19 protein-coding genes are annotated in these 23,720 nt (G+C 59.0%); 16 read left to right on the forward strand and 3 right to left on the reverse strand.

Annotated features, from left to right (window positions below):
- The 10 genes from BMX80_RS15805 to BMX80_RS15850 all read left to right on the forward strand — a co-directional run bounded on the left by BMX80_RS15805 (position 1) and on the right by BMX80_RS15850 (position 15,437).
- Positions 1 to 1,284 carry a hypothetical protein gene (locus BMX80_RS15805; protein ID WP_074870354.1) on the forward strand — a complete coding sequence of 428 codons (1,284 nt, stop codon included), beginning with the start codon at positions 1 to 3 and terminating at the stop codon, positions 1,282 to 1,284.
- Positions 1,285 to 1,292: 8 nt separating this feature from the next.
- Positions 1,293 to 3,674, forward strand: coding sequence for an efflux RND transporter permease subunit (locus BMX80_RS15810; protein ID WP_074870356.1), 2,382 nt, complete (start codon positions 1,293 to 1,295; stop codon positions 3,672 to 3,674).
- 1 nt (position 3,675) lies between these two features.
- Positions 3,676 to 4,638, forward strand: a complete 963-nt coding sequence (locus tag BMX80_RS15815) for a UbiA family prenyltransferase (RefSeq protein WP_074870357.1) — start codon at positions 3,676 to 3,678, stop codon at positions 4,636 to 4,638.
- Positions 4,635 to 7,352 (forward strand): phosphotransferase, encoded by a 2,718-nt coding sequence (locus BMX80_RS15820; RefSeq protein WP_074870359.1) that lies wholly within the window; start codon positions 4,635 to 4,637, stop codon positions 7,350 to 7,352. Before BMX80_RS15815 ends, BMX80_RS15820 begins: the two co-directional genes overlap by 4 nt.
- The gene (locus tag BMX80_RS15825) at positions 7,349 to 10,096 is read left to right on the forward strand and encodes a phosphoenolpyruvate synthase (RefSeq protein WP_074870361.1); all 2,748 of its coding nucleotides are present in this window, start codon (positions 7,349 to 7,351) and stop codon (positions 10,094 to 10,096) included. The genes BMX80_RS15820 and BMX80_RS15825 overlap by 4 nt, the downstream gene beginning before the upstream one ends.
- Entirely contained in the window at positions 10,089 to 11,219 is a 1,131-nt protein-coding gene (locus BMX80_RS15830) for a hypothetical protein (protein ID WP_074870363.1), read from the forward strand. The genes BMX80_RS15825 and BMX80_RS15830 overlap by 8 nt, the downstream gene beginning before the upstream one ends.
- On the forward strand, positions 11,216 to 12,811 hold the full coding sequence (locus tag BMX80_RS15835) for a fatty acid CoA ligase family protein (protein WP_074870365.1): 1,596 nt from the start codon (positions 11,216 to 11,218) through the stop codon (positions 12,809 to 12,811). Before BMX80_RS15830 ends, BMX80_RS15835 begins: the two co-directional genes overlap by 4 nt.
- Positions 12,808 to 13,416 carry a CDP-alcohol phosphatidyltransferase family protein gene (locus BMX80_RS15840; RefSeq protein WP_074870367.1) on the forward strand — a complete coding sequence of 203 codons (609 nt, stop codon included), beginning with the start codon at positions 12,808 to 12,810 and terminating at the stop codon, positions 13,414 to 13,416. Before BMX80_RS15835 ends, BMX80_RS15840 begins: the two co-directional genes overlap by 4 nt.
- The gene (locus tag BMX80_RS15845; RefSeq protein ID WP_083394356.1) at positions 13,413 to 13,955 is read left to right on the forward strand and encodes a CDP-archaeol synthase; all 543 of its coding nucleotides are present in this window, start codon (positions 13,413 to 13,415) and stop codon (positions 13,953 to 13,955) included. The genes BMX80_RS15840 and BMX80_RS15845 overlap by 4 nt, the downstream gene beginning before the upstream one ends.
- Positions 13,956 to 14,099: 144 nt before the next feature.
- Complete coding sequence (locus BMX80_RS15850) at positions 14,100 to 15,437, forward strand: phosphate ABC transporter substrate-binding/OmpA family protein (protein WP_074870386.1); 1,338 nt, start codon at positions 14,100 to 14,102, stop codon at positions 15,435 to 15,437.
- 5 nt (positions 15,438 to 15,442) lie between these two features.
- On the opposite strand, the gene BMX80_RS15855 is transcribed toward BMX80_RS15850, so the two are convergent.
- On the reverse strand, positions 15,443 to 16,177 hold the full coding sequence (locus BMX80_RS15855) for a hypothetical protein (RefSeq protein ID WP_074870368.1): 735 nt from the start codon (positions 16,175 to 16,177) through the stop codon (positions 15,443 to 15,445).
- A gap of 100 nt (positions 16,178 to 16,277) precedes the next feature.
- On the opposite strand from BMX80_RS15855, the gene BMX80_RS15860 reads away from it, so the two are divergent.
- Positions 16,278 to 17,609, forward strand: coding sequence for a methyl-accepting chemotaxis protein (locus BMX80_RS15860; protein WP_074870370.1), 1,332 nt, complete (start codon positions 16,278 to 16,280; stop codon positions 17,607 to 17,609).
- Here the strand turns inward: BMX80_RS15860 and BMX80_RS15865 are convergent.
- On the reverse strand, positions 17,606 to 18,010 hold the full coding sequence (locus BMX80_RS15865) for a hypothetical protein (RefSeq protein WP_074870371.1): 405 nt from the start codon (positions 18,008 to 18,010) through the stop codon (positions 17,606 to 17,608). The two genes, BMX80_RS15860 and BMX80_RS15865, sit on opposite strands and share 4 nt — an antisense overlap.
- Positions 18,011 to 18,220: 210 nt before the next feature.
- A complete protein-coding gene (locus tag BMX80_RS15870) occupies positions 18,221 to 19,435 on the reverse strand; it encodes an acyl-CoA dehydrogenase (RefSeq protein WP_074870373.1) in 1,215 nt (404 codons plus the stop codon).
- Positions 19,436 to 19,596: 161 nt separating this feature from the next.
- On the opposite strand from BMX80_RS15870, the gene BMX80_RS15875 reads away from it, so the two are divergent.
- From BMX80_RS15875 to BMX80_RS15895, 5 genes are all read left to right on the forward strand, one after another.
- The gene (locus BMX80_RS15875; protein ID WP_074870374.1) at positions 19,597 to 20,529 is read left to right on the forward strand and encodes a LysR family transcriptional regulator; all 933 of its coding nucleotides are present in this window, start codon (positions 19,597 to 19,599) and stop codon (positions 20,527 to 20,529) included.
- Positions 20,530 to 20,598: 69 nt separating this feature from the next.
- On the forward strand, positions 20,599 to 22,260 hold the full coding sequence (locus BMX80_RS15880; protein ID WP_074870376.1) for an amidohydrolase: 1,662 nt from the start codon (positions 20,599 to 20,601) through the stop codon (positions 22,258 to 22,260).
- A gap of 35 nt (positions 22,261 to 22,295) precedes the next feature.
- On the forward strand, positions 22,296 to 22,925 hold the full coding sequence (locus BMX80_RS15885) for a hypothetical protein (RefSeq protein WP_074870377.1): 630 nt from the start codon (positions 22,296 to 22,298) through the stop codon (positions 22,923 to 22,925).
- A 7-nt stretch (positions 22,926 to 22,932) separates the two neighbouring features.
- Positions 22,933 to 23,313, forward strand: coding sequence for a hypothetical protein (locus BMX80_RS15890; RefSeq protein ID WP_074870379.1), 381 nt, complete (start codon positions 22,933 to 22,935; stop codon positions 23,311 to 23,313).
- A 139-nt stretch (positions 23,314 to 23,452) separates the two neighbouring features.
- Positions 23,453 to 23,720, forward strand: a 268-nt coding sequence (locus BMX80_RS15895) for a transposase (RefSeq protein WP_139214072.1), incomplete at its 3' end; no start/stop codon positions are given.

Raw genomic sequence — 23,720 nt, forward strand, 5'->3', positions numbered from 1 at the left:
ATGCCTCTGACTATTCTGCTGCCCTCTAGGCGGCACGCTCTCGTCTGTCTGCTGTTTGCCTTAGCCAGCGCGCTGCACGCCAACGAATGGCGCCACGAGCTGAGTTTGGAACACAGCCAGTTCGCCCAGCCCGGCGTCGATGGCCAACGCAGCGGCCATACCTCGGCAGCGTGGCAAGGCGAGTGGTGGCTGCCACTGGATGACGCCAACAGCCTGACCGTAACGCCGTTTGTGCGTGCCGACGCGCAAGACAGCCGCCGCAGTCACGTGGATTTGCGTGAAGCCAGCTGGCTGCATATTGGCGACGGCTTTGAGCTACGCAGCGGCATACGCCAAGTGTTTTGGGGCGTCACCGAAGGCACCCATCTGGTCGACATCATCAACCAGACCGACCTCGTTGAACGTCTCGATGGCGAGGCCAAACTCGGCCAGCCGATGATCAATCTGGCCTTCGAGCGCGACAGCCAGCAGTGGGACTTCTTTGTCTTGCCTGGTTTTCGCGAACGAACATTTACCGGCGAAGATGGCCGTCTGCGCACGCCCTTAGTGGTCAGCAAAGATGCCCGTTATGAATCCAGCCAAGGCCAGCAGCATGTGGATTTTGCCGCGCGCTGGCAGTTCAACGGCGAGCAACTGCGTTTAGGTCTGTCGGGCTTTCATGGCACCAGCCGCGAGCCAGAACTGCGTGCCGAGCTAGACCTCAGCCGTCTGCGCTATCAGGGTCTGCAGCCAGTCGGCTTGCAAGCCGGCTACACGCCCGAACTAACGCCCTACTACCGACAAATCACCCAATGGGGCCTCGACGCGCAGTACACCGCCGGCGATTGGCTGTGGAAGCTCGAAGCGATTAGCCAACACGGCGGAGAAAATTGCCACCAAGCTTTCGACGCCGGCTTTGAATACACCCAAGTCGGTGCCTTAGAGGGTCCGGAAGACTTCGGCTGGCTGATCGAATACCTGCACGACAGCCGCGATCAGCGCGCCACCACACCCTTTGAGCACGACTGGCTGCTCGGCTGGCGCCTGAGCTTGAACGACCCAGCCAGCACCCAACTGCTGGCCAGCGTGATTGTCGATGCCGAGCACAACGAGCAACTGCTCAGCCTTGAAGGCCAGCGCCGACTTTCCGACAGCTTATTGCTGGAGCTTGAGCTGCGCGCCTTCTTCAGCCCCAAAGCGCCGCAAGAGCCTTGGGCCTTCCTGAGCCAGCCCGATAGCCAGCACAAGCTGCGCTCGCTGGCCGATGACGATTACCTGCGGCTGACGCTGCGCTATTTCCTTTGAGGTGTGCCATGTCGCCAACCGCCCTACCCAATCAACCACTAACACGCCGCCGCGCCGTGGCTAATTACTTAGCCGCGCAGATTGTCGCCCACCCGTGGTTGAGCATGCTGCTGGGCTTCGTGGTGTTATTGGCCTGTGCTGCCGGCGCAGGTGGCTATCACTACTCGCTCGATCACCGCGCGTTTTTCAGTAGCGACAACCCGCAGCTGGCCGCTTACGAGCAGCTGAATAACGACTACAGCAAAACCGATGCGGTGCTGATTGCGGTTAAACCGGCAGAAGGCGATGTGTTTACTGCCGACACCCTGCAAGCGCTTCGCGAGATCACTGAAGCCGCTTGGCAGCTGCCCTTTGTGCAGCGGGTTGAGTCGCTGAATAACTTTGCCCATGTGCAGGTCGATGGCGACAGCCTGAATACCGATGATCTGGTGCCGCAAGACGCGCAGTTAAGCGCCAAGCAGTTGGCCGAGATTCGCGATGTAGCGCTAAACGAGCCGTTTCTCACCCGCGCCTTAGTCGCCGATAACGGCCAGATGGCCGCCGTGCGTTTAACCCTGAACATGCCCGGCGTGAAGCCGCGCGAAGAAATCCCCACCTTCGTGCTCGCCCTGCGTGAACAAGTGGCTGCCGCCCAAGCACAGCACCCGACGCTGACCTTCCACTTAGCCGGGCAAACCATTGCCAATCAGGCCTTCCCAGAAGAGTCACAAGCCGACTTCGTGCGTGTGTGGCCGTGGTTCACCCTCACCTTGCTGGCCGTGCTGTGGCTGCTGTTCCGCAGCCTCAAAGCCACCTTGGTGATCTACACCGCCTGCCAACTGGCGGTAGTCGCCGGCGCAGGCTTGGTTGGCTGGTTTAAGCCCACAGTGAATGACGCGGTGATCGTCGCCCCGGTGATGATTCTCGCCCTAGCGCTGGCCGACGGTATTCACCTAGTGGTTGGCTGGCTGCAGGCGCAGCGTCGTGGTCACGACAAACAAGCGGCGATGTTCGACAGCCTGAGCCGCAATATCGGCCCCATGACCACCACCAGTGTGCTCACCGCGCTGGGCTTTTTGAGCCTGCACTTTAATGACTCGCCGCCGTTTCGCGTGATGGGCTACATCGTCGCCTGCGGCGTGCTGTTTGCCCTGCTGTTTACTGTGCTGTTTAGCGCCCCGCTGCTGAGCCGCTTGCCGGGCAAAGCACCCAAACAAGTACCGACACTGCTGGAAGGCGACCAACGCGGCATGGCCCGTTTGGCCGATGTGCTGGAGCGCCACCCGCGCTGGATTCTCACCGCTGTGCTGCTGGTAGCCGGCGTCATGCTCGCGGGCCTGAGCCAAAATCGCATCAACGACGATGTGGTCAAGTACTACACCCCCGGCACCCAGTTCCGTATCGACATGGACGCGGTGAATGCCCAGCTCACCGGCACCAGCGAGCTGAATTACAGCCTCAAAGGCCAAGGTGACAGCGGTATTCTCGAGCCCGAGTACCTGCGCGCGGTTGATGCCTACGCCAGCTGGCTGAAGACTCAGCCGTATGTCACCCAAGTCAACTCGCTGGCGGACATCATCAAGCGGGTTAACCAAGTGATGCACGGCGACGATCCGGCCTATTACCGCATCCCCGATAGCCGTGAAGAAATCGCCCAGTACCTGCTGCAATACGAGCTGTCGCTACCCTTCGGTGCCGACCTTAACTACCTGCTGCGTTTAGACCGCAGCGCGGCGCGGGTGCGTGTAGCGGTGGCCACCACCAGCGGCCAAGCCCTACTGAGCCTTAATGAGCGCGCCGAAGCTTGGCAGGCGCAGCATCTACCGGCCTCCATGCAAGCGCCGGGTGCTTCGCTGTCGCTGATGTTTGCGCATATTGGCGAGCGTTCGATCAGCGGCATGTTCGCCGGCATGTTGGCCTCACTAGTGCTCGCCTCGTTAGCCGCCGCCTGGCTGTTTGGCCATGTTCGCCATGCGCTGACCTGCTTTGTTGGCAACCTGTTGCCCATCGGCATGGCTTTCGGTGCCTGGGGTTGGCTCAACGGCAATATCGACCTAGGCCTGACCGTGGTGCTGGGCATCGCCTTCAGCGTGGTGATCGACGACACCATCCACTTCATCAGCAAGTACCAACGCGAATGCGACGAGCTACAGCAAAGCGCCAGCGCCGCGCTGCGGGGGGCGCTCAAGCATGTCGGCTACGCGATTCTGACCACCAGCTTAGTGCTCGGGCTGGGCTTTGCTTGGCTGGCCAATTCGAACATTCAGATCACCGTCAACACGGCGATTGTTACCTGCTTAGCTATCGGCTTTGCCCTGCTGGCTGACCTATTGCTGATCCCCCTTATGTACCTGTGGCTCGACCGTCGCCGCAGTGTCACTTCTGCTTTCTCATCCTCTCGGAGTGTTTGATATGACCACTGCAACCCTGACGCTGGCAGCGCCACTGCCCAGCCGTATCTTGGCCTGGATGCACGAGCGCTTTCCGTTTGCCAACGCTTTGCTGTTTTTCATCCTCTACCTGACCACCGCGGCGGTAGCCCGTGCCGGTGAAGGCGCGCTGAGTCTGAGCTTGGCCGACTTGGCCGGCTGCTTGGTGACGTGGTCGTTCTTCTTGCTGCTGCGCGTATTTGACGAGCACAAAGACTACGCGTTGGACTGCCAAAACCATCCGCAGCGCGTACTGCAAAGCGGCTTGATTAGCCTTAATCACCTTAAAGTGCTCGGCGTGTTGGCCGTAGCCGCACAGCTGGGCTATTCGCTGTGGCTGGATCAAGGCATCGGCCAAGTCACCCTGAGCTGGCTGGCCCTGATGGTCTGGACCTGCCTGATGGGCAAAGAGTTCTTTGTGGGCGAATGGCTGAACAAGCATCTGACGTGGTACGCCGTGTCGCACATGCTGGTGATGCCGCTGGTGGTGTTCTGGCTGGCTAATTTGGCGCTGCCAGAAGTCGCTTTAAGTATCGAACTTAAGGCCATGATGTTATTGGCCTTTATCAGTGGTTTTTGCTTTGAAATTACCCGCAAAACCAAAGGTACTGACGAAGAGCGCGACACGGTGGAATCCTACTCGCGCATCTTCGGCACCCAAGGTTCGGCGTGGGTGGTGCTGGCGTTGGTCAGTGCCATGTTGGCCTGTCAGCTGTGGCTGCTGTGGTTGCTCGCCGGTACGCCAAGCTTGTGGACGCTGATCATCCTCGGCGCCTTCTATTGCTTGGCGCTGCGCCAAGTGTGGCGCTTTATGGACACGCCCACCGCCGCTCTGCGTGAGAAAAACGAAGCCGTGGTAGCCCTCGACATGCTCGCCGGCTACGCCGTGGTGATCGGCGTTAGCGTCAGCCAACAAGGCGTTAGCCTGCTGTGGTGGGGGGTATGAACATGGGCACCTTAGCGACGCGTACCGCCTTCCAGCAGTGCCACGATGCACGCTGCCTGCTCACCTGCGGCAGTAACCTGAGCATCACCCCCATCGACGTCAGCAAAGGCCACCTGTGCGTGGCCATGCCGGGTGGGCAAGAGCTGCCGAGCCTTGGCACTGTGTATGACGAACTAGAGCTGCAAGTGCAAGGCCGCAGCTATCCGCTTAAGCGCATGCGCGTGCGGCAAATTCGCGAGGTTAAAGGCCAAGCGCATCTGGTGTTGGCTTGCGATGGCTGCGCCGATACCGAAGAACAACTGTGGCAACTCAGCTACCAACTGCGTGTTGTCGAGCCGACGCCCAGCAGCGAGGTCAGCTACGACGAATTCACCCTGCCCAAAGTACCGGCCCGTGGCCTGTACAGCGAAGAAGCGCGCCAAGAGCGCCTGGCCTTTGTGCGCGAAGAAACCGGCGCAACGCTTAGCGAAGTAGCCTGCACGCGCCTTGAACCGCGCAAGTTGGTGAGCAATATCGAAGCGCTGATTGGCTCGGTAGAAATCCCCGTAGGCCTCGCTGGCCCGCTGCATATCAAAGGCCGGCATGCTGGCGGTTTGTACTACGCGCCGATGGCCACCAGTGAAGGCGCTTTGGTGGCCTCGGCGACACGCGGCGCCACGGCGCTGTCGCGCGCTGGCGGCGTGCAAGCGCGCGTGCTTGGCCAGCGCATGATGCGTGTGCCGCTGTTCTGCTTCGATGGCATGCAGCAGGCGATGTTCTTCGCCGATTGGGTGCAAGACCACTACAGCGAGCTGGCCAGCGAAGTGCGCAAGTACTCCAACTTCGCCCAGTTGGTGGAAGTGCAAGCACAGGTCATGGGCCGCAACGTGCACGTGCACTTTATTTACGAAACCGGCGATGCCGCCGGGCAGAACATGACCACCACCTGCACCTGGCAGGCGTGTCAGTGGATTCTGCGTCAGATTCAACGTTTCGACGGCCTGAAAGTGCGCAACTTTATGGTCGAGGCCAACCTGTCTAACGACAAGAAAGTCACCTATCAGACCTTCCTCAAAGGCCGTGGCGTCCGGGTGATGGCCGAAGCGCGGCTGTCCGACGAAATCTGCCAGAAGGTGCTTAAAGTCAGCGCCGCGCAGCTGGTCAGCGCTTACCAAAACTTCGTCACCGGCTCGCTGGCCGCCGGCATGGTCGGTCTGAATATCAACGTCGCCAACGTGGTGGCGGCGATGTTTACCGCCCTTGGCCAAGACATCGCGTGCGTGCACGAATCAGCCCTCGGCCAACTGCATATCGAGCTGACCGCCGAAGGCGACGCCTACTGCACCATGACCTTGCCCTCGCTGGTGATCGGCACCGTGGGTGGCGGTACTAACCTGCCGCAGCAGCGTGAATGCTTAGAGGTGCTGGACTGCGCTGGCCCCGGCAAAGCGCACAAGCTGGCGGAGATCATCGCCGGTTTCTGCTTGGCGCTGGATATCTCCACCCTGTCGGCGATTGCTGCCGACCAGTTCGCCCGCGCTCACGAGCGTTTGGGCCGCAACCGCCCGGTGAATTACTTAAAGCTGGGCGATTTGAATGCCGAGTTCTTCCGTGAAGCGTGTCAGCTGTCCGACCTGCGCCCGCTGGCTGCCGAGGCGATCAAGTTTGAAAGCAAAGGCTCGAGCATCATCACCGAGCTGACCTCGCACAAGGTCAACAAGCTGCTCGGCCATTTCCCCTTCAAGCTGGATACCCAGCAAGGCGAAGTGGCGGTGATGGCCAAGGTCAAACCGCTGGATGACGAAGCCATCATCATGCTCAGCAGCATGGCCGCCATGTGCGATGCGCGTTTGGCACAGAGCTTTACTCAGTTCCGCAACGAGCTGGGCTTTAAAGGCTGCCACGTGCGCGAACTGGCGGTGATGAGCCAACAAGACCCGCGCTTTACCCGCAACGCACCGAAGGTCTACGGCGTGGTGGCCGATGCCGAGCGCGAAGCCTATGTGATTGTCGAAGAACTGCTGCAAGACCTGACCTTGATGGACAGCGCCGACGACACCTGCGGCTGGCAGCGTGAGCATTTGGAAGCCGCCATCACCGGCATCGCCGAGGTGCACAGCATCTGGTATGGCCGCGAAGACGAACTGAAAGCGCAAGACTGGCTAGTCGACTACCCGACGGCCGCCGGCATGAGCGCCAAGACCCGTCTGTGGGAACTGCTCGGCGCACACGCCCGCGAAGAGTTCCCTGAGTGGTTCAGCGAAGACGATCTCAACGTGTTCCGCAGCATCGTCGCCGGTGTCGGCGACTGGTGGGCGGATATCGAAGCCATGCCGCGCACCTTAATTCACAACGACTTCAACCCGCGCAACATCGCCCTGCGCGAAAGCGCCACAGGCCTGCGCCTGTGCGCCTACGACTGGGAGCTGGCCACCCTACACCTGCCGCAGCACGACCTGGCCGAGCTGTTGTGCTTCACCCTGCAAACCCCAGAAGACAACAGCGAGGTGGAGTACTACCTCGAGCTGCACCGCAAAACCCTTGAGCAACACAGCGGCCAAGCCATCGACCCCGAGCAGTGGCGCTACGGCTACAAACTGGCGCTGCGCGACCTGCTGATCAACCGCCTGCCCATGTACCTGATGGCGCACACCTTCCGCCATTACCCGTTTATGGAGCGCGTGTACCGCACCTCGCGCCGCCTGCTGGAGCTGGAAGGAGTTCGCCTGTCATGAGCCGTTTCTTACTCAGCCAAGAAGACGCCTTGTTTGTGCCCGCCGAGCAGCTGGGCGGCAAGGCAGAAAACCTCGCCTGGTTAACACGCAATGGCCTGCCGGTGCCGCGCTGGTGGGTGCTGACCACCGAGGCGTTCTCGAGCCTGATCACCAGCAATGCGCTAGATGAGCTGGTGCGTCAAGAACTCGATGGCCTCGGCACTCAGGCTGATATCAGTGAGGTACAGCCACGCGCCGAACGCATCCAGCAAGCGATTCTCGCCGCCAGCCTGCCGCAAGCGCTGCGCACCGAGTTGCAGCAGACCTTTAGCGAACACGCGCAGGTGCAGTTTGCCGTGCGCTCTTCGGTGCTCGGTGAAGACGCCCAAGGCGCCTCGTTTGCCGGGCAGATGGACAGCTACCTGTATCAGCGCGGTTTAGCCGCCATCGAACAGAGCGTGCTGCAAGTCGCCGCCTCGGCGTTTAACGCCCGCGCCTTGATGTACCGCTTGGCCAAGAAACTGCCGCTGACTGATATTCGCGCGGCAGTGATTATTCAGCAGATGATCGACGGCGATGCCTCCGGCGTGCTGTTTACCGCCCACCCGCTCACCGGCAGCCGCCAGCACATGCTGATCAGCGCCGCGTGGGGCTGTGGCGAAGGCGTGGTGGCCGGCATCTGTAACGCCGACGCGTTCAGCGTGGCGCACAGCGGTAGCCAGATCAGCGCCGAGCTGGCCGATAAAGACGTCGCTGTGGTGTTCGACCACGCCGGCGGCTTAGGCACCGTCGAGTGCGAGGTGCCTGAGGCCAAGCGCCACAGCGCCTGCTTAACCGACAGCCAAGTGCTGGCCCTACGTGATTTGGGCTTGGCAATTGCCACCTTAAAAGGCTGCCCGCAAGACATCGAATGGACGCTCGCTCAAGGCCGTCTGCACATACTGCAAACCCGCCCGGTCACCGCCCTGCCTGCACCGCAGCAACCGGTGGGCCGCCGCGTGGTGTTCGATAACTCGAATATTCAGGAGTCTTACTGCGGGGTCACCACGCCACTGACCTTTAGCTTTGCCAACCGCGCCTACGCCACCGTCTACGAGCAAACCATGCGCGTGCTCGGCGTCAGCGAGGCGGCCATCCAAAGCCACCGCGATATGCTGGATAACATGCTCGGCCTGATCCACGGCCGCGTGTACTACAACATCAACAACTGGTATCGCGGGTTGCAGTTCCTCCCAGCCTTTAAAACCAACAAGGCCGACATGGAACGCATGATGGGCCTTACCGACCCGGTGGACCTGATTGAAGACCGCGAACTGACTGGTCGCGAGAAGCTCGCCAAACTGCCGCAAGTGTTGCGCGCCGCCTGGCATTTGCTGCAAGGCTTCCGCCAGATGGACCGCCGCGTCAGCGAATTCCGCGCCTTGTTTGAAGCCGCTTACCAAAGCGTGCCGCGCACGCAGCTGCAGAGTCTGTCGGTGGGTGAGCTGGTCGAATTGGCCCGCCGTTTAGACCGCGAGGTACTGGCGCGCTGGACCACGCCCATCGTCAACGACTTCTACGTGATGATGATGAACGGCCGCGTACATCGCGCGCTGAGCGAGGCCGGTGTCGAGCAACCTGAGCTGGTGCAGAACAACCTGCTCTCCGGCGAAGAAGGCATCGAAAGCACCGAGCCGACTAAGTGGCTGCTGAGCATGTGCGCCGAAGTGCGCGGTAAGCCCGCACTGGCCGAACTGCTGCAAAACCACGACAACGCCACCTTGCTGGGGCGTATTCAGGTGCACGATGCGGCGTTTTATGCGCGCTGCTTGGAGTACATCGAGCGCTACGGCGACCGCACTATGGGCGAGCTGAAGCTGGAATCCATCACCCTGCGCCAAGACCCGAGCTTCTTGTTTGCGGTGCTGAAAAACTACCTGTCGCGCCCCGACTTAACCCTGGAAACCCTCGCCGCGAACGAAGCCCGTTTCCGTCAGGAGGCCGAAGCCACCGCTTTTGCTGCGGTCAGCAAACAAAGCGGCAAGCGCGGCCTCAAGCGCTTAAAAAAGCACTTGGCGGCGCTGCGTGCGGCGATTCGCAACCGCGAGAACATGCGTTTGGCACGTACCCGTCTATTTGGCCTGTACCGCGATATCTTCTTGGAAATCGGCGCGCAGTTTGCGCTGGATGGCGAGCTAGAAAACGCCCGCGATATTTTCTACCTAAGCCTCGATGAGCTGTATGCGATCAACGATGGCCGCGCCGTGCAAACGCGCTTAAAGCCCTTGGTCAGAGCCCGTCAGGCCGAATATGCCGACTATCAGGCCCACGACCTGCCACACCACTTCCACACCTGGGGCATGGTTTACCGGCATAACGCCTTTGCCTATCCGCATGCTGAGAACGTCAGTCTGGAAGGCGATCTGCGCGGCACCGGCTGCTACCCCGGCATTGTCGAAAACCGTGTGCGGCTGATCTTCTCCCCCGAAGACGAGCTATCGCTCAACGGGCAGATTCTCTGCACCGTACGCACCGATCCGGGCTGGGCGCCGCTGTTCCCCACCGCCGGCGGCATTCTGGTGGAGCGTGGCTCAACCCTCTCGCACTCGGCGGTGGTCGCCCGCGAGCTGGGCATTCCGGCGATTGTTGGCATTCCCGGCGTCACGCAGCGCTTGCAAGACGGTCAATGGGTACGCATGGATGGCAGCACCGGCAACATCGAGCTGCTCGATGCGCCCAACACCACACCCACCGCCAAGCCCGACACAGAGGCCGCGCATGTCTAAATTCGCCAGCGAATTGCCGAGCACCGAGATGCACGCCGGGCCGTGGAACCCCAACGACTTGCTGCCGGTGGCCTTCGCTACCTTGCCGCAGCATTTATACGCCGCAGACCCACACTGGCTGGGTGAAGACCCACTGGCCTTGGCGCAAGCGTTTAGCATGGCTAACCCGTGGTTTGCCCAGCCCAACCACCGTGCTTGGCTGGGTGTGATTCCCGGCCAAGCGCGGCTGGCCGGCTTTTACAGCGGCCAAGAGGTGGACGGCGAGCGCGTGGCGTTTTTCGGTTTTTGGGAAGGCATCAACGAGCTGGCGCCGCATCAAGAACTCTTTCAAGCGCTGTGCCGCTGGGCCAAAGCGCAAGGCGCCACGCGGGTGTATGGGCCGATTAACTTCTCGACCTTCGGCGCCTACCGCGTGCGTTTAGATGGCTTTGAAGCCGGTTGTTTTCCCGGCGAGCCGTGGAACCCGCCCTATTACGCGGCACTGATGACCCAGCTGGGCTTTAGCGAGCGTTATCGCTACCTCAGCACCAGCAACCAAGTGGCCGATGTGGTGGCGCAGGTCGGCCCCGATTACGCCCGCTATAAGCCCAAGCTCGAGAGTGTCGTGAGCTTTAGCGCGCTGTCTGGCGAGTTCTGGATGGACAACTTGGATGAGCTGTACGGCTTTGTCGACAACGTGTTTGGCGGCAACTTCGCCTACAGCTCACCGAGCCTTACGCAGTTCAAAGCGCAGTGCGGCAAACCCTTTGCCGACAAGCTGTGCCCGCACACCTCGGTGCTAGCCACCGCGCATGACGGGCGCATTGCCGGGTTCTTTCTGGTGTTCCCCGATTACGCGCCGCTGATCAAGCGCGGCATACGCAATATCAGCTATCACGAGCACGCCCACTTGCTGCCCGAGCCGCGCCATGCACTGGCGAAAACCGGCGGCGTGCTACCGGCATTTCGTGAGCTGGGCCTGTTTACCGCCATGGGCTGCGAGCTATCGCTGCGCGCCGAAGGCCGTTACCAGCAGATCAGCGCCTGTTTAGTGCGTGCCGACAACCCTTCCCGGCAGTTTGCCTTGCGTCATGGTGTGGCCAGCCAACGCCAGTACGCCTTGTATCAGCAGGCCTTGTTATGAGCCAAGCCAACTTCTGCCAAGCCATTTTGGCCAACGCCACGCGCCACCCCGAGCGCTTGGCGCTGCGCTTAACCGACCCTGTCAGCGGGCAAATCAGTGAGGCCAGCTATGCCAGCTTGCTCAGTCAAGCCGCCAGCTGGCAGCAATGCTTGCAGCGTCGCGGTCTGGTTATGGGTGATCGGGTGTTGCTGGCCAGTAAAGTCAGCATCGAAATGTATGCCTTATTACTGGCGCTATTGGGCCTCGGTTTAGTGCCGGTGTTACTCGACCGCGGCATGAGCCGTGGCCGCTTGTTAGCCGCCATGCGCGCCAGCAAAGCGCAGGCGGTGGTCGGCGAACACGCGCTGATCAAGCGCTGGTACTTGCTGCCCAGCCTGTGGCGTATGCAGCGCTTGTGCATTGACGGTGCAGGGTTTGGCTTGACGGATTTACGCCGCGACTATCAACCAGCCAGCCTCGCCGCGTTTCGCTGCGTGGCACTGCCCAGTGCCGACAGCCACGGTTTAATCAGCTTCACCAGTGGCAGTACCGGCGCACCCAAAGGCGCCGACCGCACGCACCACAGCCTCATTGCCCAGCATGAGGCGATTCGCGCCCACTGGCCCGATCAAGACAGCGATATCGACGCGCCCTGCTTCCCGGTGTTAGTGCTGCATAACTTAAGCTGCGGCATTCGCACTGTGCTGCCGGCGATTGACTTGGGCGCCCCCGGCAAAGCCGACGGTGCACAGGTGCTGGCGCAGTTCGTCCAAGCCGGCGTTACTCGCATTGCCGCCGCGCCTGCGTTTATGCAGCGCCTGATCAGCACTGCGCAGGCAAACGGGCAAACCTTGCCGCAGGTGCGCTCGCTGGTGGTTGGTGGCTCTACGGTGAGCCGCGAATTGCTCGAAGCCTGTGCGGCAGTCTTCCCCAACGCCCACGGCCGCGTGGTGTATGGCAGCACAGAAGCCGAGCCGATTGCCGAAATCGACATGCCCGAGCTGCTCGCCCAGTGGGGACAGCACAGTGGCTATTTAGTTGGCCGCCCCGTGGCGCAAGCGCAGGTTGTGCTGGTCAAGCCCGGCAGCGCGTTAACCTGCGAAACGCATGTACACGCGGCGCAGGTTACGCCCGGTGCAACCGGCGAGATTCTGGTAGCTGGCGCGCATGTGCTGAAACGCTACGTGGATAACCCCGCAGCCTGTGCGGAAAACAAAATCCCCCGTGCCGATGGCTTGGTGTGGCACCGCACCGGCGACTGCGGTTTTCTCGATGCACAGGGCCAGCTGTGGCTCACCGGCCGCGTGAAAGACGCGATCAGCACCGTGGCTGGCGAGCTATTTACCTACCCGCTGGAAATGCAAATCGACGCCCTGCAAGGCGTGGTGCGCAGTGCCTTGATTCAGCCCAGCCAGCAATCGCCGGTGTTGGTGCTGCAAGGGCTGCCGCATAACTGGGCCGCGCTACAACACATCTTGGCCCAGTGGCCGCTGCCGATGCTGCGCTGGTGTCAGGTCGAAAGCATGCCGGTTGATGGCCGGCATAACAGCAAGATCGACCGCCCCGCGCTGCGCGAAAGCTTGCCGCAACTGACCTTGCAGGTGCTGCCATGAGCCGTTTTATCGTGCAGTTAAACCGTGTCGATGTGCTGACCTTAAGCGGCATCATCACCAGCACCTTAGCGGCCGCGTTTGCCTTACAAGGTTTGCCGTATTTGGCAATCACTTGGCTGTTTATTGCCATGCTCGGTGATGCGCTGGATGGCCTGTGGGCACGCAAGCGCGGCATCGAACGCGCCTTTGGCCGCTATCTGGATGGCTTTCTCGACACCTTTATCTATCTGGCCGTGCCGGCCTTAGTGTTCTGGCAGCTGGGCTTCGACGGTGCTTGGGCGCTGCTGCTGTGGCCCTGGTTGATGGCTGGCGTAGTTCGTCTGTCGGTGTTTAACGAGGTGGGCAACTTAAAAGAAAGCGACGGCTTGGCGTACTTGGGCATGCCGGTGTTTTGGGGGGTGTTCATTCTCGCCGCTTATGCCTTGCTGGGCTTAATGCTGCCGCAAGGCTTAGTCAACAGCCTGCTGGCGCTGGGCTTAAACGCCTATGCCGTGGCCATGCTCTGGCATGGGCGTTTTTTTAAATTCAAACAGTTAAGCCACATTTTTGCCCTCACCTTAGGCGGCGCTTTGCTGTTTGCCATCGTGCAAGGAGTGCTGGCATGAGCCTGATCGACCTGCTGTTTAGCGCTTGGTATTTGCAAATCCCCGTGGTGATCGGCGGCGTGCTGCATATGCTGGCCGTAACCCATAACTGGCTGCCCACGCTAAAAAAACCGATTCAGCAGCGCTTGTTCGGTGCCAACAAAACCTGGCGCGGCATGCTGCTGGTGCCGCTATTTACGGCCTTAGGCGCAGCGTGCCTGTGGCCTGCCGAACAAGCGCTGGGTGAATCCGCGCTGTTTGCCGATCAGCTGTTACTGGCCGGCTTAGTGGCTGGCATTGGCTATGTGCTCGCCGAGCTGCCCAACTCGTGGATCAAGCGCCGTTTAGGCATTGGTGCTGGTGAGTTACCCACGCGCTATCGCTACTTCGTTATGGCTGGAGATCAGTTGGATTCCGCCCTTGGCGTAGCTATCGCCTACGGCTTGCTGCTGAACCTCAGTTGGCCAGTGCTGATCACCTATGTGCTGAGCTTTCCGTTTACCGCCCTAGCGGTGAAGCGTTTGCTGTTTATCGCCAAGCTCAAGCGCTCGGCGGTTTAAGCGCCAACTAACAGGCTTCAATTGCGAAAAATGCGCGGTCGGTCACGCGCTGACCGACCGGTTTGTTACTTTTTGTAATATTCCGGTAACATGCGCGCCCCTTCCGATTGATCCATAGGTATGTGCATGTCCGTTATTTCCGGCATCTCGCAACGTCTTGCCGGCTTGCTGTTAGCAGCCTGCGCCCTGCCGGCTGTTGCCGCTTCCACCACCCTTCCTGTGCCGAATGCTGGGCAAACAGCTTTGCGCATCGAAGGCTCCAACACCTTAGGCGCACGTTTAGTGCCGGCGTTAGTGCAAGGCCTGATGCAGCAGCAAGGCTTGCAGTCGATCAAGGTTGAAGAACTAAGCCAAGGCAGCCGCATTACCGGTTTGACCGCCGCCAATCAGCCGGTGCCGGTTGAAGTGATTTCCGAAGGCTCGGGCAGCGGCTTTACTGCGCTCAGCCAATCGCGTGCACAACTGGCCGCCTCATCGCGCCCGATTAAAGACAGCGAAATGCAGCTGCTGGCCAAGGCCGGCGATATGCAAAGCGCTCAGGCCGAGAAAGTGGTCGCGCTGGATGGCGTGGCCGTGATCGTGCACCCCAACAACCCTATCGCCCAGTTAAGCACCGAGCAGCTGGCTGCCGCCTTTGCTGGCGAAGTGCAAACCTGGGAGCAACTGGGCGCCAGCGGCGGGCCGATCAAGATCATGGCGCTGGATCAGCTGTCCGGCACCTTCGACACCTTTAACAGCGGCGTGCTGAGCCCGCTGGGCAAACAAGTCAGCGCCAATGCACAGCGTTTTTCTAGCCACGTGACGCTGGCCGAAAACGTCGTGCGTGAGCCGAGCGCGATTGGCTTTGTCGGCCTGCCGTTTGTCGGCGCCAGCAAAGCGGTCGCGATTGCCGATGGCAATGCCGATGCACTGAAGCCGCAAAATGAGCTGGTCGCAACAGAAGACTACCCGCTGTCACGCCGCCTGTATTTCTATGTACAGCCGGGTGAAAGCAACGCTTGGGCAAAGGCTTTAATCGAATTCGCGCAAAGCCCCGCCGGCCAGCAGCTGGTAGCGGCTAACGGTTTTGTTTCGCAAGAAGTGCGCACCCTGCAGGTGCCGGTCGAAACGCAAATGCCAGAAAGCTACAAGCAGCTGGCCAGCCAAGCTAAGCGCTTGACCGTGACCTTCCGTTTTAAAGAAGGCCAAGCCAAGCTCGATAGCAAAGCGCAGCAAGACGTGCAGCGCATTGCCGACTTTATTAAAGCCAACGGCAAGGCCAACAAAGCCGTCGCACTGGTGGGTTTTAGCGATGCCAAAGAAGACGCCGCCCGCGCCGAGCTGGTGTCTAAACTGCGCGCCATGGCTGTACGCCGCGAACTGGGCAAGGCCGGCATCATGCCCCGCGATGTGCAAGGCCTCGGCCAAGCGATGCCGGTGGCCAGCAACGATGTCGAAAGCGGCCGCATTCGTAACCGCCGTGTTGAGGTGTGGGTGTACTAAGCGCCTTACAACGGACTAAACACGTTGGCAGCACTGCAGTAACGATCTTTGAGCGTCTCTAGCTCGTCACTGCGGTTGCTCTGCCAGCGTTTTTCTAGAGCCCTACAGTGCTCTTTGAAAAACTGCTTTGCCCCTTTGCGGCACTCACGGTAGTCAATCGAGCCACGACGGTGGTTTTCACAGACTGAGCCGCCTTCAATGCGATTATCTATGACGTTCCACGCAGCATAGTAGCGAGCACCCCCGCTCCATTTTTCAACCCACTTGCCCGTTTTTAATACTTGCACTGGCTTACGTGGCTGAGACTGCTGCGCAAGCTCTTGGGCTTTATCGCGCTGGTAGCGCGCCAAGTACTCAGCAGACACCATGCCTTGAACCGGAGCGTTTTGCTCGGGGCTTTGCAGCGCTTGATTGCCGTAAGCACAGCGCAAAACGCTCTCATCAATATTAGGTTTGCCCTGCATACAAAACCGTAAGCGCTCACTTGAATTGGCACCTTTGGGGACACGTTGTACTTGCTGTTTCTCAATCGCATCGGGCGCTACTGGCTTAGGTGTTGGCGCAGCCACTTCGGGCGCAATCGGTTGCACGGGAGTAAAAGCTTTCGGCAACTCAAGTTCACCTAAATAAGGCACTTGCCGGGCGACCAGAAAAATCGCGACACCGAAAAAGCCAAGCATCAGCAACCAAATCAGGCCAGAACTCTGCGCCTCACGTTGACGCCAGTCATGCTTACTCATTATTTCGCCATCCCTTGCTTGCAAAAGAATGTGAAGGCTATCAACTTCTGCCCCTTATTGCCGAAAAGCAGGCATGGTTTTTTGACAGTGAGGTCCCGGCGTGTTCGCTTCTCTTCCTCTTCGCTACAAGTTCTGGGCCGTCAACGCGGTGGCCTTTGCCGTTACGCTGGTTTTGGTGGCGCTGGCCATTATTTGGGAAACCCAAGGGCGTAATGCCGCGCTGGCCGAACAAGCCGCCCAGCTAATCAGCAGCCAACACTGGCAAAGCGTGCCCAGCAGCTTTTGGGACAGCGACCCGGTATTAGGCAAGCTGGATGGCAGCCAAGTGATCAAAGGCCAAGGCTATTGGCAGGTTTTTGCCGAGCGCGCGCCGGCCTATGCGCTGGCCGTGTTTGCGCTCATGCTGCTGGTATTGGTCGCCTCGCAGTTATTGATCAGCTTTATCCTCAGCCACCTACTGCATTTGCAGCGCAGCATGCTGACCGCCCAGCAACAAGGTGATCTCACGGTACGGGCGCGCTTTAGCGGTAACGATGAAGTGGCGCAGATGGCGCAAGCCTTTAACAGCATGCAAAGCAGTTATCAGCATGTGCTGAGCATGGCGCAACAGGTCGCGCAAACCATCGACCACGAAGCCAAGCAGCTGCGTAGCAGCATGCAAGACAACGGCCGCGCCTTAGCCCAGCAACAAGGCGAAACCAACCAAGCTGCTACTGCCGTGGAAGAAATGAGCGCCACCGTGCTGCAAGTGGCCGAACACGCGGCCAATACGCGCGATCAATCCAGCGAAGCCGATCGCCTAGCCGGGCATGGCGCGCACGTGGTGAAAACCGCAGGCAATGCGATTCAAACCTTGGCCGATGGCGTAGAAAAAACCGCCCACGTGCTGCAGCGCATGGTGGATGACAGCCGGCAGATTGGCGGCATGCTCGGCGTGATTCACGGCATTGCCGAGCAAACCAACTTGCTGGCGCTGAATGCAGCGATTGAAGCGGCGCGCGCCGGTGAGTCGGGCCGTGGTTTTGCCGTGGTAGCCGATGAAGTACGCGCCCTCGCCCAGCGCGTGCAGCAATCCACCGACGAGATCAGCAGCACCTTGGCCGCGCTAGAAAAAGCCAGTGAAGAAGCGCAGAACTTTATGGGCCAAAGCCGCGAGCAAGCCGAGCAGTGCGTGCAGCAAGCCGGGCAAGCCGGTGCCGCGTTGGATGCCATCACCCAGGCGGTGGCGCAAATGCGCGACAACAACACGCAAATCGCCAGCGCCGCGCAGGAGCAAAGCCAAGTGGCCGGCGAGATCAGCCGTAATATCGTGCGCATTCGTGATGTGACTGAGCAAACGGTGGTGTCTAACCGCAGCGCTCAGCAGATCGGCACAGAGCTAGGCGATGACTCGGCCAAGCTCACCCAAGCCTTGGCCAAGCTCAAGCTTTAAGCGCTGTGCTCGCTGGGTTCGCGCATCAACAGGTGCGCAACCAGCGGCATTTGCAGCCAAAACGAGAAGTAGAAAAACGACAAGTACCAGTAGCTGAAAACGAAGCCCATATCGTCGCCGCCAATCAGCACGATGTAGAGATAGTCATAGATAAACAGCGGCACAGTCAGGTACAGCGCTAGCCACAACGAGTGGGCAACAAAGCGCTTACGGCAAAATAGCCGCAATATGAATGGCGTGAGCGGGATATACAGCAGCGTTACCGCAACAACTGCCGCCAACTTCATAAAGAACGGCCAGCTCTGGTAGTAGTCCGGCCAGCCGATCAGCACGAACAGCCCCCAGGTGACAAAGCTCATCAGCAACAAGCCCAGATGAGTTTTCAGGGTTAGTGACGGCATACACACTCCGGTTTTTTGCCTCAACTGGTTACGCCTGCAAAAACGCCTGCGGGTTAGGCAGGCGTTTTCTTGTGAGGTGCTGTTTTAAGCAGCGAGCAATTTAAGCGCTAGGCGCCCGGAGCGCAGCAACCGAGACATACCGACTGGTAGGCGAGGTTGTGAGCACCGCGTAACAACGCGCTTACATTGCGCAGCCATTAAATCAGTACCTCACGCTTTGGCGGGCATGTACTTACCCAGTTCCAGCTTACCGATGGCCATGCGGTGTACTTCATCCGGGCCGTCGGCAAAACGCAGGGTGCGCATCATGGCGTACCAGTAAGCCAGCGGGAAATCTTCCGACACCCCGGCGCCGCCGTGCAGCTGAATGGCGCGGTCGATCACTTGCAGGGCGACATTCGGCGCCACCACTTTGATCTGCGCGATTTCGCTCTTAGCGAACTTGTTGCCCACGGTGTCCATCATGTACGCCGCCTTTAACGTCAGCAGGCGTGCCATGTCGATTTCCATACGCGAGTCGGCGATCTTGTCGATGTTGCCGCCCAAGCGTGCCAGTGGCTTGCCAAACGCGGTGCGGGTCATCGAGCGCTTACACATCAGCTCCAGCGCACGCTCGGCGCAACCGATAGCACGCATGCAGTGGTGAATACGGCCGGGGCCAAGGCGGCCTTGGGCAATCTCGAAGCCACGCCCTTCGCCGAGCAGCACGTTGCTGTACGGTACGCGCACGTTCTCCAGCAGAATTTCCGCGTGGCCATGCGGTGCATCGTCGTAACCGAACACCGGCAGGTGGCGAAGAATCTTCAGCCCGGGGGTATCCATCGGTACCAGAATCATCGAGTGCTGCTGGTGACGCGGCGCATCGGGGTTGGTCAAGCCCATAAAGATCATGATCTTGCAGCGCGGGTCGTTCGCGCCGGAAGTCCACCACTTGCGGCCGTTGATCACCCACTCATCACCGTCGCGCACCGCGCGGGCTTCCATGTTGGTGGCGTCACTGGAGGCCACGCCCGGCTCGGTCATGCCGAAGCAGGAGCGAATCTCGCCTTTCAAAAGCGGCTCAAGCCACTGTTTTTTGTGCTCTTCGGTGCCATAACGCACCAGTACTTCCATATTGCCGGTGTCCGGCGCGCTGCAGTTGAACACCTCAGAGGCGATCAGCGAGCGGCCCATGATTTCGGCCAGCGGCGCGTATTCCACGTTGGTTAAACCGGCGCCCAGCTCAGATTCCGGCAGGAACAGGTTCCAAAGGCCAGCGGCTTTAGCCTTGTCCTTCAGTTCTTCCATGATTTGCGTGGGCTGCCAGCGGTCACCTTCGGCCACTTGCTGCATAAAAACGGCTTCAGCGGGATAGATGTGTTCTTCCATAAAGGCCGTTACACGCGCTTGTAACTCCTTCACTTTTGGCGAGAAATCGAAATGCATCGTGGGCACTCCCCAGGTGGGTTGAAATCAGTGGTTGCCAAGGATGGTAGGACAGGGTTTATGATTTATCTAATCTATTTTTGGTGCCTATAAAGATTCATCACCAATATGTAGTGAGGCACAAAAATCGGCACTCAAACGCCCGTGGCGAGGAAGGCAAGATGATTTTGAACAAGGTCGATCTCAACCTGTTTGTGGTATTCGACGCGATCTATACCGAGTCCAACCTAACCCGTGCCGGGCAGATTGTCGGCATTACCCAGCCGGCAGTGTCCAACGCCCTCGCCCGCCTGCGCGAAACCTTTAACGACCCACTGTTTGTACGCACCGCGCAAGGCATGGTGCCCACGCCGATGGCGCAGAACATCATCGGCCCGGTGCGCCAAGCGCTGGGTTTGTTGCGTGTATCGGTGCAAGACAGCCGCAGCTTTGCCCCGCAAGAAGCGAGCAAAACCTACCGCATCAGCATGACCGACTTATCTGAAGCCGTAGTGCTGCCGCGCTTGATGAAGCGCTTAAGTAAACAAGCGCCGGGCATCAGCATCGAAAGCTTTATGGCCAAACGCCGCGAAACCACTAAAGAACTGGCCGCCGGGCGCCTCGATTTTGCCGTCGATGCACCACTGAACACCGACAGCCAAGTGCGCCACGTCAAACTTCTGGAAGACCGCTACGTGTGCGTAATGCGCAGCGACCACCCTCTGGCCAGCAAAGCCAAGTTGAGCTTGGATGACTACCTAAGCCTCAGCCATATTCATATCTCCAGCCGCCGCAACGGCTTGGGCTATATCGATTTGGCGTTGGGCAAACAAGGCCTGCAACGGCGCATCGCCCTGCGCTCACAGCACTATTTGATGGCCTCGCTGGTGGTCAAAGACAGCGACATGGTGATGACCGTACCGGAGCGCTACGCCCGCCAACACAACCTGCACTTTGCCGAGCTGCCCGTGAAAGACTTACCGGCACTGGAAACCCACCTGTATTGGCACGAAAGCACCGACCAAGACCCCGCCAACCGCTGGATGCGCGAACAACTGATCGACCTTTGCCAGCGCATGCTGCAAGACGAGCAACAGGCTTTAGAGAACACCTAACAAAGCAGCACTAACACGCTGTTTTATTAAGCTTTAGAAAGAAGCCACAGCCTAACCCGAGGCATGCGCATGAAACGCTTACTGTTTAGCGCGCTGTTATTGATCGCCGGCTGTGAGCAAGACGCAGCCACAGCGCCTGATACCATCTTCTTTGGCGGCCCGATTGTGACGCTGAGCGCAGCGCACAATCAGGTGGAAGCATTAGCCGTCACCGACGGCCTCATCAGCGCTATGGGCAATAAAGCACAGCTATTGGCACTGGCGGATGAACACACCGAACAGATCGACCTCGCCGGCAGCACTCTGCTGCCGGGTTTTATTGCCGCGCATGAACACCCCACTCTCAGCGCCGTTTTTGGCGGGGTAATTGATTTAAGCGGCTTTCGCCATCGCAGCAGCCAAGCCGTATGGCAGGCCCTGCGTGACGGTGTAGCGCAGAGCGATGATGAGTGGCTGTACGGCATGGGCATCGACCCGATTTTAGTGCCCGAGTTACGCATGCCGACCCGCGCCTTGCTCGATGAAATATCCCCCGAACGCCCGCTGGTGCTGATCTCGCAAACCTTGCACTCGTTCTGGGCCAACAGCGCAGCGTTTAAAGCAGCAGGTATCGATCAGCACACGCCAGACCCTGCCGCGGGCTCGTATTACGAGAAAGATGCCAACGGCGAGCTAACCGGCTTTATTGCCGAAAGCGCCGCTGCCAAGCCGCTGCTGGCCGAACTACAAGCGCCGCTGCGGGTGGCCAAGCGCTATGAGGCAGCGCTCGATGAGCTGCTCGCCAACGGCTTTACCAGCGTCGCCTCACTGGGCTACAACGTTCCCGCGTGGCTCGCCCGTTATGCCGCGTTAGATGGCTTTACCCCGCGTATCCGGCAGTTTTTCTACCTCACCGAAAGCGAACTAGACGCCCTGCCCAGCGCGCCGGATAACAGCAACCCGTATTTCCGCATTCAAGGCATCAAGCTCTGGCACGATGGCTCGCCCTACACCGGCAGCATGTACCTGCAAGACAACTACCTAAACAGCTCGCTGGCCTTAACGCTGGGCATTACCCCCAACAGCCGTGGCAAAGCCATGTTTAGCCAGCAAACTTTGGCCGAGCAGGTACAGCAGTACGAAAGCGCCGGTTGGCAGATCGCCATTCACAGCCAAGGCGATGCCTCTAACCGCGAAGTGACCGAGGTATTCACCACTCACAGCAACCCCACTAACTTGCCGCGCCGCTTAGAGCACAGCCTGTTATTGCCAGTGAAAAATATGCAGGCACTGGCCAAAGCCGGTGTCAGCCCGAGCTTTCATATCAACCACATTCTGTATTACGGCGATGCGCTCAATAGCGCCTTAATCGGCGCCGAGCGCGCACAAAGCGTACTGCCCGTGCGCACAGCCTTTGAACTGGGCATGCGCCCCACCCTACACGCCGACAGCCCGATGTTTGCCCCTAACGCCTTTAGCCTGATGCAAACCGCCATCACCCGCCGTACCGCCAGCGGGCAAACCCTCGGCGCCGATCAAGCTATTACCCCACTGCAAGCCCTGCAGGCCATGACAATTAACGGCGCCTATCAACTGGGCATCAGCGCAGAAGCGGGCAGCTTGAGCGTGGGCAAATGGGCGGATTTACAGGTTGTGTCGGCTAATCCGTTGGTGACGGAGGCGGAGCAGTTGCAGGGTATAAAGGTTGAGCGGGTGTATGTGAGTGGTAGACAGGTTTTCACTAACGACTGAGTAGTACGTCCAGTATTTCAAGGAAAGAAAAGCGCATGGATAAAAAGAGACGATTAATAGTGCAAGCAGGCTTCGCCAGCATGGCGGCTGTTTTGTCGGGTTGTGTTACCCAAGCGTTGTTAAGCGACCCCAGCTATAGCGAAGAGGTGTCGAGCATCCTCTTCTCAGAGGATGGCAAATCCATCGTCATTTTAGGTGATAAACATCACTACATTTTTGCAAGCCACGACATCATCAAAGCCAGCATTGAATCTGAAATCCACAGTGCGCTTGCGGCCACTTTCAGTGGCTTTACTGTTGATAAGGCCAACCATATTACTGGCTCACTAACACTGACCATCAAGAATGAAGCGAGCGATGCATTAAAACAGAACGCCATAAAGCTTGGTTACACCACAAGAAATAATGGTTCTGTAGAGTATTCCAGCGAGATAACGGGTATGCGTTATTTGGCAGATGGCATCGCTCCGGTACTGGAGCGGCAAAAGTTGAACAAACCTTACGAGGTAACCATTACGAAGCCACAGAGTGAGTTTGAGCATGCTGCAAAACTGATGGTTTCACCGGTCACTATAGCGCTGGACGGGGCTCTTATGATTGCAGGCGCAGCCCTCGTGGTGGTAGGCGGCACAGTTGCTTGCGCAATCAACTGCGGCAAAAAGTAATCTCACCATGAAGCTGATTGATGAGTTTCACCACCTAAATGAAGCCCAACTGCTTGCCGCAGAGTTAGAAGCCAAGGGGGTTATGTGTCACGTCTCGGGAGCCTACTCGGCGTACCATCCACGCTCATCAACCGGCCACTACACGTATGGTGTTTGGGTCGTTTTCAAGTCTCAATACAGGGATGCGTTAGAGATACTCAATGGCAGAGCTGATAGCGCAACAAATCCACTTACCGTTGAACAGATGAATGAGATTAGAAAATCCACCTCCATGAATATGATTCGTACGTTTCTGCCGTTTCTTGTGCCAGCTGCATTAACGGCGCTTTTGATCATAGGCCTAGCAGCATTGGTGGTTTATTTTGATCTTCGGATGGGGCGTACATAATTCTGACTATTTGGCGAGTTAGCACAAAAACGGGACAGATATATTTCTTTGGCAAGTTAGCTAAGGAAACGCTGATTTATTCCTCAGCAGCTCTCTTGGCTGGCACAATCGCGGGAAGCCCATCGCCTGAGTCAGCCGCATGCAAAAAACCTTTTCCGAAGCCGAATATGCCGGCAAGAAAAAGCTGACACGCCGCGATCGATTTCTCAGCGATCTTGAGCAGCTCACGCCTTGGACCTTGCTTGAAGCTCAGATTGCCCCCTTCTATGCAGACAACACGGGCAAGCGTGGGCGTCCCAGCATTGGTTTGCCACGCATGCTTCGCTTGTACGTTGTGCAGCAGTGCTTTGGTCTTTCGGACGAAGGCACAGAAGATGCGGTTTACGACAGTCAGGCTATTCGCGGCT

It is taken from the genome of Atopomonas hussainii (assembly GCF_900109735.1).
GTDB classification, from domain to species: Bacteria; Pseudomonadota; Gammaproteobacteria; order Pseudomonadales; family Pseudomonadaceae; genus Atopomonas; species Atopomonas hussainii.

Bases quoted from the DNA above. Each gene is read 5' to 3' on its own strand.
- BMX80_RS15880 (WP_074870376.1), top strand. From the start codon at position 20,599: ATGAAACGCTTACTGTTTAGCGCGCTGTTATTGATCGCCGGCTGTGAG.
- BMX80_RS15875 (WP_074870374.1), top strand. From the start codon at position 19,597: ATGATTTTGAACAAGGTCGATCTCAACCTGTTTGTGGTATTCGACGCG.
- BMX80_RS15810 (WP_074870356.1), top strand. From the start codon at position 1,293: ATGTCGCCAACCGCCCTACCCAATCAACCACTAACACGCCGCCGCGCC.
- BMX80_RS15885 (WP_074870377.1), top strand. From the start codon at position 22,296: ATGGATAAAAAGAGACGATTAATAGTGCAAGCAGGCTTCGCCAGCATG.
- BMX80_RS15870 (WP_074870373.1), bottom strand. From the start codon at position 19,435: ATGCATTTCGATTTCTCGCCAAAAGTGAAGGAGTTACAAGCGCGTGTA.
- BMX80_RS15825 (WP_074870361.1), top strand. From the start codon at position 7,349: ATGAGCCGTTTCTTACTCAGCCAAGAAGACGCCTTGTTTGTGCCCGCC.
- BMX80_RS15865 (WP_074870371.1), bottom strand. From the start codon at position 18,010: ATGCCGTCACTAACCCTGAAAACTCATCTGGGCTTGTTGCTGATGAGC.
- BMX80_RS15805 (WP_074870354.1), top strand. From the start codon at position 1: ATGCCTCTGACTATTCTGCTGCCCTCTAGGCGGCACGCTCTCGTCTGT.
- BMX80_RS15855 (WP_074870368.1), bottom strand. From the start codon at position 16,177: ATGAGTAAGCATGACTGGCGTCAACGTGAGGCGCAGAGTTCTGGCCTG.
- BMX80_RS15820 (WP_074870359.1), top strand. From the start codon at position 4,635: ATGAACATGGGCACCTTAGCGACGCGTACCGCCTTCCAGCAGTGCCAC.
- BMX80_RS15890 (WP_074870379.1), top strand. From the start codon at position 22,933: ATGAAGCTGATTGATGAGTTTCACCACCTAAATGAAGCCCAACTGCTT.
- BMX80_RS15840 (WP_074870367.1), top strand. From the start codon at position 12,808: ATGAGCCGTTTTATCGTGCAGTTAAACCGTGTCGATGTGCTGACCTTA.
- BMX80_RS15815 (WP_074870357.1), top strand. From the start codon at position 3,676: ATGACCACTGCAACCCTGACGCTGGCAGCGCCACTGCCCAGCCGTATC.
- BMX80_RS15845 (WP_083394356.1), top strand. From the start codon at position 13,413: ATGAGCCTGATCGACCTGCTGTTTAGCGCTTGGTATTTGCAAATCCCC.
- BMX80_RS15830 (WP_074870363.1), top strand. From the start codon at position 10,089: ATGTCTAAATTCGCCAGCGAATTGCCGAGCACCGAGATGCACGCCGGG.
- BMX80_RS15835 (WP_074870365.1), top strand. From the start codon at position 11,216: ATGAGCCAAGCCAACTTCTGCCAAGCCATTTTGGCCAACGCCACGCGC.